Here is a 12,197-nt window from a genome sequence, read left to right on the forward strand (position 1 = left end):
TCAGAAAACGGCGATAAATTAAACTATACCACATAAAGCTTATGTTTTTCCATAATAAAATCCCTCTAAAGTGAACACATATTATGTTTACTTAAAGGGATAATATTAATAAATATTTTTTAATTGAGCTTATTTCTCATAAAGTTTTGCAGCTTTTACAATTTCTTTGTAAAATGCATCAAACTCATTTAAATCCATTTGTTGTCCAGCATCACTTAATGCTACTGATGGATCTGGATGTACTTCTGCCATAACACCATCAGCTCCTACTGCTAATGCTGCTTTAGCACATGGTAACATGATATCTTTACGGCCAGTACTATGTGTAACGTCAACCATAACTGGTAAGTGTGTACCTTGTTTTAAGATTGGAACAGCTGAAATATCTAAAGTATTTCTAGTTGCTTTTTCATACGTTCTAATACCACGTTCACATAGGATGATATTGCTATTACCTTGTGAATGTATGTATTCTGCAGCGTAAATAAATTCTTCAATAGTTGCAGATAATCCGCGTTTTAATAATACAGGTTTATTCGTTTTGCCTGCTTCTTTTAATAACTCAAAGTTTTGCATGTTACGAGCACCTATTTGGAATACATCTAAGTAGTCGTCTGCCAATTCAAAGTGAGCAGGGTTTACGATTTCACTTACAACATTTAAACCGTATTTATCTTTAGTATTTTTTAAAATTTGTAGACCTTCTTCTCCAAGCCCTTGGAAATCATATGGAGATGTACGTGGTTTAAATGCGCCACCTCTTATGAATTTCTCACCTCTATTAGCTAAATCTTGTGCTACTGTATCTACTTGTTCTTGTGACTCTACAGAACATGGACCAAATACAAATTGCTTTTTATTATTACCTACTATTGCACCATTATCAAACTGTACGATAGTATCTTCTGGTTTTAATTTACGAGAAACATATAAATGTTTTTCATTTTCAGATTTTTGTAAATCAGTTGAAGCTTTAAATATTTCTTTAAATAATTGCTTAATAGTATTATCGTTAAATGGTCCTTTATTAGCGTCAATTAATTTATTTAACATTTCTTTTTCACGCTGTGGATCATAAACTTGAGTACCTTGTTTACTTTTTTCTTCACCGATCTTTTTAGCTAGGTCACCACGTTCTGATAACAATCCTAAAATTTCGTCATTAATTTCTTCTACTCTCTGTCTTAAATTCTCTAATTCATTTGTCATCCTCTTCACCTCATGTAAACAATTTAACTCACATACTTTAAAGCGATAAAATATATAAGTGATTAGATAGTAGTATAACAATTAAAATCGAGCTATTCAACCTTAATTGTTATTTTTCTGAAAATAATTATAATTTATGTTTATGTTATATATAATACCTCATTTGTATAAATATTAAAAAGAAAGTGGGACAGAAATCTCATTTTTTAAAAGAGGTCGTAATCCCACCTTAGTCAGCTACTGCCAATATAATAAATCAGGCTGAGACATTAATATGTCTCAGCCTGGCTTCTATCTTTAATGCTTACTTTTTATCAAAAGTCTTTTTTTCTACTACTGTTTTAGGCCCTTTTAGCTCTTCATCATTAACTTCAGACTTAATCGCACCTTTTTGTGCTTTTAATTCTTCGTCATCGACATCGTCAGCTGTTACAACATTTTTGTTTGCTTTCTTTTCAGCTTGTTTAGATTTTACTTCGTCAGCTTTTTTCTTTGTTTCTGTTTTTTTCTCTTCAGCTTTAGCTTTAGCTTGTTCTGCTTTATCAGCTGCTTCTTCTTTCTTTTCTTCAGTTTTAGCTTTTACTTCTTCTTTTTTGTCTTGAGCTTTAGCTTTTACTTCTTTTGCTTTTTCAGTTGCTTCTTCTTTCTTTTCTTCTGCTTGTGTACGAAGTTCTTCAGCTTTTGTTTGAGCTTGAGCTTTTAAATCGTCTGTTTTAGTTTTAACATCTTCAATAATTTTATTTGACTGTTCGCTTAGATCATCTTGAAGAGCTCTACCTGATTTAGGAGCTAATAATAAACCGGCAATCCCACCTACTACGGTTCCTAAAATCACACCAAATACAAAATCTCTACCACTTGTATTATTTTCATGTTTTGCTTCATATGTTTCTAAACCATGTGTATATAAATCTCTATTATATTGATTTTCCATCAATAAAACCTCCTGTTTAAATTAATTAATGTTAATAGACAATAAAATGTTTGAGGCTGAGGCATTTAATTATGTCTCAGCCTCATTAACTTTATTTTTTCAATCCTGCATTAATTTTATCTTCGTCTAATTTATCACCAGACGTCGTTTGTTCATTATAATCTTTAGGAACTTCCGCTTCATAATCTTTAGAAGTCGTTGTACCATTTTTAAATGAAGCATAACTTCTACGATTCTTTCTCATTTGCCATTTGTCTGCAACTTCCATTGCAACATTTGACCATTGTACTACTTGAGAAATTTTATCTTCATTTTGAGAGATATTATGCGTAATTGAATTTGTAACTCTATCTACTGAAGAGTTAAGTGTTTGTACTGAATCTCCAACACCTTTAACTGCATCTACAACAGAATTTAAACGTAATGATTTATCTTGAATATCTTCAGTTAAGCGGTTTGCTTTGTGAAGTAAGTCAGTTGATTCACGTGTAATTCCTTGTATTTGGCCTTGAATGCCATCTAAAGTTTCATTGATTCCTTTAACTGTTTTTAATAATTGCACTAAGAACATTGCTAATACTACACAAATAACTAAAAATGCAATAGCAGCAATAATACCTGCTAATGGTAATAACCAATCCATACTGAACGCCTCCTAATAATTATAAAACTTAATATGATTTACTAATATTTAATACCCTTAATCATTATGCATAAACATAATATTATGATTCAGTAAGAGTACTCACATAGGCTCTTTGAACTTTTTGTATGTCTCCAGCGCCCATAAATAGTATAACACCATTTGAATGGTTTTTAAGTTGTGAAACTGTTTCTTCACTAATTAATTTTGAATTTTCAATTAACGCTTGTAGATCATTTATTGTTAATTCACCTTGTTGCTCTCTTATAGAACCAAATATATCACATAAATAAACTTGATCCGCTTGATTTAAGCTTTCTGCAAATTCATTTAGAAATGTTTCAGTTCTTGAAAAAGTGTGTGGTTGAAATACTGCAATCACTTCTTTTTCAGGATATTTTTTTCTCGCTGACTCAATTGTAGCATTAATTTCCCTTGGATGATGTGCATAATCATCTATTAAAACTTGATTATCATAAAAACTTTCACTAAATCTTCTTTTTACACCGCCAAATGTTAATAATGCTTCTTTTATATTATTAATATCTAAGTTTTCTAAATAACATACTGCAATAACTGCAAGTGCATTTAATACATGGTGGTCTCCATACATAGGTGTCGTAAATGAACCTATATATTGCTTACCATTTTTAAAGTAAACATCAAAAGTAGTGCCTTTTGAAGAAGTTTGAACGTTTTCAGCATAAACATCATTTTCATTTTCAAATCCATAAAAATAAATCGGAATATCTGCTTTTATTTTTCTTAATTCTGCGTCGTGGCCCCAAGCTATAATAGCTTTCTTTACGTTATTTGCCATTTCTTGAAAGGCATTCGTCACATCTTGTAAATTCTTGAAGTAGTCGGGGTGATCGAAATCAATATTTGTCATAATTGCATAATCAGGGTAGTAACTTAAGAAATGCCTTCTATATTCACATGCTTCAAATGCAAAATAAGAACTATCAGGTAAGCCCATACCCGTTCCATCCCCAATTAAAAATGATGTTTTTTGATCACCATTCATAACGTGAGAAAGCAAACCAGTTGTTGAAGTTTTTCCGTGAGCACCTGTTACTGCTACAGAAGTATATTGAGACATAAATTCACCTAAGAATATGTGATATCTTTTAACTTCAAGACCTAACTCGTATGCTTTAGCAATTTCGGGATGAGTATCAGGAAAAGCATTTCCAGCTATAACTGTCATACCTTCATGAATATTTTCTACATCAAAAGGTAATATTTTTATTCCTTTATTTTTCAATGCAATTTCAGTAAACACTGTATTTTCTATATCAGAACCTTGTACATTATGGCCCATGTCATGCATAATTTGTGCTAAAGAACTCATTCCAGCCCCTTTTATTCCGACAAAATGAAATAATGTCATTTCATGTCACTCCTTCTATTTCTTATATGTTAGTTTTTCCATTTTCTAATGTATCTTTTGAAATTAAAACCTCTCTCGGTTTCGAGCCATTTGGTCCTGAGATAAAGCCGTTTGCTTCTAAGTTATCAATCATTCTAGCAGCTCTATTATAACCAATTTGAAAATGCCTTTGTATCAATGACGTAGATATATGACCTTCATTAACCATAAATTCACATACATCATCAAATAGTGCATCAGCTGGTTGCTCATTCACTTTTTTCAATAATGTTTCTTGTTTGAATAAATAGTTAGGTTCCATTTGATCGCTTACATAGGAAACTGTCTCGTCAATTTCATCATCTGACACAAATGCACCTTGTACTCTAATCGGTTTATTCATACCATTTCCTAGATATAACATATCACCGTTACCAAGTAGTTTTTCAGCACCACCAACATCAAGAATTGTTCTAGAATCTATAGAAGATGAAACCATGAATGATATTCTAGTAGGAACATTTGCTTTTATCAATCCTGTAATAACATTTACAGATGGTCTTTGTGTAGCTAAAATCATGTGAATACCACACGCTCTTGCTTTTTGTGCAATCCTAGCTATTGATTGTTCAACTTCTTGTGGAGACATCATCATTAAATCTGCTAATTCGTCTATTACAATTACAATTTTAGGCATGCGTTTTTCATAAGTGGCTTTCTTATTATAAGCCGTAATATTTCGAACATGCAATTCCGCAAACTCTTTATACCTTTTTTCCATTTCTTCTACAGCCCATTTAAGACTTGCTGTAGCAGCTTTAACATCTGTAATAACTGGTGAAACTAGATGTGGTAAATCGTTATATGGCGCTAGTTCTACCATTTTTGGATCAATGAGTAGCAACTTCAATTCATCAGGATGATTTTTGTATAACAAACTCGTCAAAATTGCGTTGATACATACTGACTTTCCTGAACCAGTAGCTCCAGCTATTAATGCGTGCGGTGTTTTTGAAATATCCATTAATAAAGGTTCATTATTAATCTTAAAGCCCATAGCTACTGTTAATTTACTTTCAGCTTGTTGAAAAGCTTTAGATGTAATCATTTGACCTAATGGTATTTTTCTAGGTGTTTGATTTGGCACTTCAATACCTACTAAACTCGTTCCTGGAATTGGCGCTTCGATTCTTATATCTTTTGCTGCTAATGCCATTTTTATATCATCTTGAAGTGCTGTAATTCTTGAAACTTTAACGCCTTTTTCTACAGATAGTTCAAAGCGAGTTACAGTTGGCCCTTGTATCATATTGACAACATGAGCAGGTACATTAAAGTGATAAAACGCTTCGTCTAATTCTTTTTTCTTCTCTTCTAACCATTCTGTATTATCCTCTTGTTCAACTACATCGTCTAAAATTGTCAATGGTGGTAATACAAATGATGGTCCTTTACGTTTTGTCACTGTTTCAAGGCTCTCGTTGTTGAAATCAATATTCGTCTGATTATTTTCAGAAGCATTATTCACTTTAGTTTCTTGCTTTACATTTGTTGAAGTCTGATTTTTAAATGTATGATATTTCTTTTTATCTGAAGGCGTCATAACAACATTAAATGGAGATGATTTTTTATTATTAGGTTTAAGTACTGGTTCTAAAGATTTCTTTTTATTTTTTGGTTCATCTCTCAACTGTGGCTTATCTTCAAGTTCTTCGTTTGATTCAGAGATTTCAACTTTAGATTGAGTATCTTCAGTTTCATTTAATTCTTTTTCTGATGTCGTAAACTCATCATCTATAAATGACAGTTCTTCGTCGTCATCTTTTTCTTCAAAGTCTTCATTAGTGGTTTCTGGGACTTCTTCAAATTCAATATCATCTTCTACAAAATTATCTTCTTTGAAATTATCGTTATTTTCATTTCCATTAAAGGCAGACTCTACCCCTTCTATAACTTCTTCTTCAAAATATTCATTAGAGTTTTCTGGAACTTCCTCAAATTCAATATCATCTTCTACAAAGTTTTCTTCTTCGATACTATTATATTCACTTTCATTAGGAACACGCTTTATTTCTGTATCTTCAACTTCTTCAAATTGTAAATCTGAGGATTTCGCTGTTTCTTCTACTGGTTCTGTATTTTCAGATTGATTATCTAAAGACTCATTATTTGATTCTTCTGTAGCTAATTCTGTTAATTCTTCAAACTGTACGTCTAAATCTTCTGAGTTTTCTTCTTTAGCTGGTTCTATTCCATCGATTTCTTCAACATCAAGATTTTCTTCTTGTTGTTGTTTTTGTTCTTCTGGTTCTTCATCAATATCCAAATTTATTTCTTTAAATTCATATGTAGTCATGTCGTTTACATCTGGTTGCAATGACTCTTTAGAGCTTTCTTCTTCAAATTTCAACTCATTTTCGTCACTGTTAGGTTGTGTAATATAATCATCTGATGACTTAATGTCTTCAGTTGTAGTTTCTTCAGTGTTATCTTCCGGCTCTTCATCGATTTGATTATTTTTAATAAAAGATGCCTGTTTTTTGAAAAATTCGTCTTGTTGTTTAATTTGAGATTTTTCTTCTTCAGATTGAATATTTTGTAGTTCTTGTTCTCTTTTTTCTCTTAAAGCTTTTTCAAATTGTTTTTTCTTTTGAAGCTTCTTTTCTCGCTCTTTTCTAATTTCAGAAACAATTTGAGAAGCGTATATATTTTCAATATTTATAGTATTGTCCGTCTTTGAATAAGTGGGCGTATCACGTACCACTTCACTATTGCTACTTTGATTATCAGTGCTCTCATATTCGTTACTATCTTTGTTATCTTCTTCTTTGATGTTAGAAGTATCAGGTGTAGAAGGTTCTTTCAAACCACTGTTTGGAACATCTTTTTGTTTTCTCATTCCAAATATAGCAGAAGGCACTTCTGAAGCGTGAAACTTAGGTTGATTTAAAGAAGATAATCTTCGATTGAAAGCATCGTCTTCTTTATCATGAACAGATTTCTTTTTGAAAACTGAAGAATATTGTTCAGTGCTAGAAGGTCTTGTTAAACGTTTGTTCTCATAAACACCCTTGTCTTTTTTAGGTTGTGGTTCAGAGGGTGCTTCTTCTCCGTCATGACTTCTTCTGCGACGCCTTCTTCTATTTGTAGGATATGACGCTTCATTTTCATTATAAAATCGCTCATCATAGTAGTTATATTCTTGTTGTGAATCATGCTCTTGATCAGAATTTTGTTCAGTCTCTGTTTCAGTTTCAGTGTCAACATCCATATCTATTGGAAATCTAAATTTACCTCTTGGTCTTTTATAAATTTCTTCGTTTACTTCTTCATCTTCTGAACCATGGTCAAAAGAAATATTTTCATTTTCTTTTTCTTTATTTTTTTGTTTATTTTTAGACTGACCGAATATATCATCAAACCAACTCATAGGTTCACTACCTTTCATCTTCAAAAAATGGTGTTCCTACAGTATAACTATCATCTAATACCATTATACCTTTTTCTTTCGGAGCACCTTCTAAATCTAGCTCTTTCATAGAACAAACCATGCCACTTGAAGGAACGCCACGTAATTCTGCGTCTTTAATAATCATACCACTTGGCATAACTGCTCCTACTTTAGCTACGACTACTTTTTGATCTTGCTCTATATTTGGAGCTCCGCATACAATTTGTAATGTTTCGTTTCCAACATCGATTTTACATACAGATAATTTATCTGCATCCGGATGTTTAGATTTTTCTTTAACAAACCCTACTACAAATTTAGGTGATAAATCAACTTCTAATTTATAGTTGATATTATTCTTTTCTAGTAAATCTTGAATACTACTAACATGTTTTTCTTCAGTTTTGATATTTCCATTTCCTTCAATTTGAACATATTTAGAAGCATTAAAAATATTAAAACCAACAATGTTGCCATCGCTTTTTATAATTGTAATATCATTTTGATTTTCATATTCCAAATTTTCTGTTGATGGTTCTAATGAAACTAACAATACATCCCCAATACCATTTTTATTATAAAATAAATTCATAATTATAACTCCTTATCATTTCTTTTCATTATTTTTCATATTTTTAAATATTTCTCTATTTTTTTCTAATCTTTCTATTACTTCTTTATTTCTTTTACGTGAATGATTTTTACCTAATATAAATATAGGTTCTAATGGTTCATCCGGTTTGTAAGAGAATGACAGCGAAGTTATAGGCACTAAACCATTTTGGAAGAAATGCATATTCATTTGCGCTACCACATCATAGCCTATTTCATTTTTGATGTCACAAATAACCAACACATCTTGATGAGGTGTTGCAAGAAGCATTTCTCCTTCGATATTTTGATAAACATCCTTAAGGAATGACTGATTTAAAATTCTAGAAGCATCATATCCATCATTTGTATTCACAAAATAAAATGTATTGCCTTGTACTTCATCAGATTTATATGATGTTTTTCTTTTTTTAATGTTAAATAAAGCTTGTTCTTTTATTTGATTATGAGACATATTTAGTTCTTCTAACATAGATTCATCGATTAATCTATAAGTGTTGCCTAAATCCAACGCATAATAAATGTTTGTTTCGGCTGTATGTTCATCTATTATAAATGGAGTACCTTCTTTAGTTTCTTTATGGAAACTTGTAGATCTAATTACAGGTAATATTTCTATTTTACTGATTTCCTTAGTAGATTCATCTTGCATTGCATGAATTGTTTCAGTTACATAATAAACAATTTCATCTACAATTTTATCTCCACTATTTTTATACTTTGCAATAATTGGTGAAATTTTTACTGATAAACCTTTTTGGTTATCTTTACGTTCAATTCTTAAACTTTCATCTTCTCTATCAAACTTGAAATTAGCATCTAATGATTTCAAGCGTTCTTTTAGTAAATCTCTCATTTGAAAGACATTCATACATAACACTCCTATTTTTATACCTTTATCTAGTTTACAACAAATTAGCGCCATGTTACAGTGATAAACTTATTTAAATCAATGAAAAAAGTAGGTTTCGAGAAATAAAATCAACTTTTATTTCAACCTACTTTTTTTCAATTTATTTCTTCAATCCTTCTATAAATTCACTTATTTGTTCTATAGTTTTTCTTTCTTTTCCAACATATCTTCCTAGTTCTTTTTGATTATCAAATGCTACAAAACTCGGAATACCCATCACACCAACTTCTTGGCATAATTCAATAAATTCATCTCTATCTACCGAGACGAACTGATAATCATTGTATTTTTGTTCTAATGCCGGTAAATCTGGGTCAATAAAATGGCAATCAGGACACCATGAAGCCGTGAACATGAAAACGGTTGAGTCATTTGTTAATTGATTAAATTCTTCTATCGATGTTAATTGTTTCATTTTTTTACACTTCCTATCATAATTGTTTGTTGTCCACCTTTAATCATATGATATCTTTTCAGTATATGATAAACAAATAAACTGACTACAGCCGGTAATAAGAAATGGAAGAATAGAATTTGTAACCATACTTCTGTAGATGCGCCCATCGTTTGTATTGTCATAATTTGACCAACAAACCCACTTGAACCCATGCCAGCTCCAGCTGCATTATTTTCCATCGGCCAAAACACTGTCATTATTGGAGCTACTACAATACTGGCTACTACAGGTGGAATTAAAATAAATGGGTGTTTTAAGTAATTTGAAATTTGTAACTTACTTGTTCCAATTCCATGTGCAATGATACCTGAAATACCATTATCTCTATATCCTGTTACTGCAAATCCTACCATGTGACAACATCCGCCAATAGTGGCTGCTGCGGCGGCTGTTCCACTCAAACCTAACATTAAAGATAAAGCTGCACTAGAAATCGGACTAGATAAAGTCATTCCTACTAAACAACTTACGAATATTCCCATCAATAAAGGCTGTTGTTCCGTGCTTATTTGGATCCAATTTCCTAAGTGTTTCATAAACGCATCGATAAATGGTGCGATAAATTTCGCAATACAAACACCTACTAATAATGTCAAAATTGGAGACAAAATAATATCTATTTTAGTTTTCCCTGAATATACTTTTCCTAATTCACTTGCAAAGACTGAAGATAAATAACTGCCAACCGCTCCTCCTTGTTCGTAACCATACATACCAGTTACTACTGTTGCAAAAATGATGAGTGGCGAGGCACCTAAACCATAACTAACAGCTACCCCTACCCCAGCTCCAGTTAAATTTTGTGCTAACTTTCCTATTTCAATCATTATTGATGTATCAAAATATGTATTCAATGTACGGCCAAGTGTTTCAATTATAAGCCCTACAATTAAAGTACTAAATAAACCTAAAGCCATATAACTTAATCCATCTATAATCGTTCTACTAAAAAAAGATTTTATTTTGATCATTATTCACACTCCTTAAAAAAGATTATACTATAAAAAAACACATATCATTATTAAATTTAATATTAATAACGACATGTGTCTTATATAATTAACCTTAATAATAGCGAGATGTTATATTTAACTATCTGCTAGTTTATTTAAATTCTAATTATATTTTAAATGTTCGATTTTTTCTTTATTAATGTCTTGAACAATTTCTACTAATAATTGTTTAGCATTTAAATAATCTCTAACATCATATATCGCTTTACTTGTATGAATATAACGTGCACAAACACCAATAACTGCAGTTGGTATACCTGTTAATGCTTTATGAATCTCACCGCCATCTGTACCTCCCGGTGATTGGAAATATTGATGATTAATATCTTTTTCTTCAACTATATTAATTAAATAGTCTCTCATTCTTTCAGATAAAATCATAGTTCTATCAAGAATTCTTATTAACACACCTTCACCTAGTGCTCCAGATAATCCGATATGACCTTTCATATCATTGGCAGGTGAACAGTCTACTACTAAGGCTAAGTCAGGTTCTATTAAGTTAACACTTGCTGAAGCACCGCGTAATCCAACCTCTTCTTGTACGTTAGCGCCTACATATAAATCAACATCTAAATCAATATCTTTAACTGCTTCTAATAATTCTAACCCAACTAAACATCCATATCTATTATCCCATGCTTTAGCTAAAATTCTGTTTTCAGTGAGTTGCTCTAGATTTGTTCTAGGTACAATTGTATCTCCAATATTGATTCCCATATCTTTAAGTTGTTGCATATTTTCTGCTCCAACGTCTAACAACATATCTTCAATTGCAACACCAGATTCTTTACCAGTTCTAAAATGTTTCGGAATACTACCTACTACGCCATTGTAATATTGATTATCTCTTGTTTTTAATTGTAACGTTTGTGATAGCCATACATCAGATGATACACCACCTAAAGGTGTGAATTTCAACATGCCTTCTTTTGTCATTTCTGTTACCATAAATCCAATTTCATCCATATGGGCTGCAACTAAAACTTTTGGTGCATTTTCTTTTTTAGATTTTTTTATACCATAAATACTCCCCATATTATCGCCGATTATTTCGTCAACAAAAGGTTCCATTTGTTCTTTTAAATATTCACGAGCTTCACCTTCAAAGCCAGGTACAGCATGTAATTCAGTCAAAGTTCTCATTCTATTTATTGTTTCTTGTCCAATTTGTGTCATAATGATTCTCCTTGCTAAAATTTTATCTATCATTCTTTCTTTATGGTACACTAGATTTAAGTTAAAGGAGGCATGGTCATGCAAAATAATAAGTTGCGACTAGTCATGTTATTGTTTTCAATTTTTACTGGTATAGGGATTCTTACAGCATTAATTTACTTTAAACAATTTAAACATTACAGCTGCGAAGAAATTTTAAAACAAGTAAAAAGCCAATTTAATGACGTTGAAGGTTCTTACATTTTACATATCCCAAAGACCTACCAAAAGTTTGGTATTGAAACTAAAGTAGTTCATGGTGGAATAACAATTAACAAAAATGGTAGCCCAGTCCATTACGAATTTATTGCCGATGCTTTCAACGGTCAAGTTATAGACATTTATGAAATTTAATTTTCAAAGAAAACATAACGT

General features: G+C 31.3%; 10 protein-coding genes and 1 pseudogene. 1 reads left to right on the plus strand and 10 read right to left on the minus strand.

Annotation, left to right across the window (positions count from 1 at the left end; all coding sequences use genetic code 11):
- Nucleotides 1–129: 129 nt before the first annotated feature.
- From ACO6VN_RS08050 to ACO6VN_RS08095, 10 genes and pseudogenes are all read right to left on the minus strand, one after another.
- Nucleotides 130–1,209 (minus strand): bifunctional 3-deoxy-7-phosphoheptulonate synthase/chorismate mutase, encoded by a 1,080-nt coding sequence (locus ACO6VN_RS08050; RefSeq protein WP_064204367.1) that lies wholly within the window; start codon nucleotides 1,207–1,209, stop codon nucleotides 130–132.
- A gap of 304 nt (nucleotides 1,210–1,513) precedes the next feature.
- Nucleotides 1,514–2,143, minus strand: a complete 630-nt coding sequence (locus ACO6VN_RS08055; RefSeq protein WP_422404452.1) for a YtxH domain-containing protein — start codon at nucleotides 2,141–2,143, stop codon at nucleotides 1,514–1,516.
- Between the two features lie 91 nt (nucleotides 2,144–2,234).
- Complete coding sequence (locus ACO6VN_RS08060; protein WP_017000608.1) at nucleotides 2,235–2,786, minus strand: DUF948 domain-containing protein; 552 nt, start codon at nucleotides 2,784–2,786, stop codon at nucleotides 2,235–2,237.
- 82 nt (nucleotides 2,787–2,868) lie between these two features.
- Entirely contained in the window at nucleotides 2,869–4,179 is a 1,311-nt protein-coding gene (gene murC, locus ACO6VN_RS08065) for a UDP-N-acetylmuramate--L-alanine ligase (RefSeq protein ID WP_064205241.1), read from the minus strand.
- A 22-nt stretch (nucleotides 4,180–4,201) separates the two neighbouring features.
- A pseudogene (locus ACO6VN_RS08070) lies at nucleotides 4,202–6,916 on the minus strand (DNA translocase FtsK); the annotation flags it as partial.
- A gap of 679 nt (nucleotides 6,917–7,595) precedes the next feature.
- Nucleotides 7,596–8,201 (minus strand): YtpR family tRNA-binding protein, encoded by a 606-nt coding sequence (gene ytpR / locus ACO6VN_RS08075; RefSeq protein WP_017000605.1) that lies wholly within the window; start codon nucleotides 8,199–8,201, stop codon nucleotides 7,596–7,598.
- A 15-nt stretch (nucleotides 8,202–8,216) separates the two neighbouring features.
- Nucleotides 8,217–9,092 (minus strand): DUF1444 domain-containing protein, encoded by an 876-nt coding sequence (locus tag ACO6VN_RS08080; RefSeq protein WP_017000604.1) that lies wholly within the window; start codon nucleotides 9,090–9,092, stop codon nucleotides 8,217–8,219.
- Nucleotides 9,093–9,234: 142 nt separating this feature from the next.
- On the minus strand, nucleotides 9,235–9,549 hold the full coding sequence (locus ACO6VN_RS08085) for a thioredoxin family protein (protein ID WP_194201369.1): 315 nt from the start codon (nucleotides 9,547–9,549) through the stop codon (nucleotides 9,235–9,237).
- On the minus strand, nucleotides 9,546–10,562 hold the full coding sequence (locus ACO6VN_RS08090; RefSeq protein ID WP_017000602.1) for a PTS transporter subunit IIC: 1,017 nt from the start codon (nucleotides 10,560–10,562) through the stop codon (nucleotides 9,546–9,548). Before ACO6VN_RS08090 ends, ACO6VN_RS08085 begins: the two co-directional genes overlap by 4 nt.
- 144 nt (nucleotides 10,563–10,706) lie before the next feature.
- Nucleotides 10,707–11,783, minus strand: a complete 1,077-nt coding sequence (locus ACO6VN_RS08095; protein WP_194201370.1) for a M42 family metallopeptidase — start codon at nucleotides 11,781–11,783, stop codon at nucleotides 10,707–10,709.
- Between the two features lie 78 nt (nucleotides 11,784–11,861).
- Here ACO6VN_RS08095 and ACO6VN_RS08100 point away from each other — a divergent pair, with 78 nt between their 5' ends.
- Nucleotides 11,862–12,176 carry a hypothetical protein gene (locus ACO6VN_RS08100; protein WP_017000601.1) on the plus strand — a complete coding sequence of 105 codons (315 nt, stop codon included), beginning with the start codon at nucleotides 11,862–11,864 and terminating at the stop codon, nucleotides 12,174–12,176.
- The last annotated feature ends 21 nt before the right edge of the window (nucleotides 12,177–12,197 follow it).

The sequence above is a fragment of the Mammaliicoccus sp. JADD-157 genome, assembly GCF_049310805.1.
GTDB classification, from domain to species: domain Bacteria; phylum Bacillota; class Bacilli; order Staphylococcales; family Staphylococcaceae; genus Mammaliicoccus; species Mammaliicoccus lentus.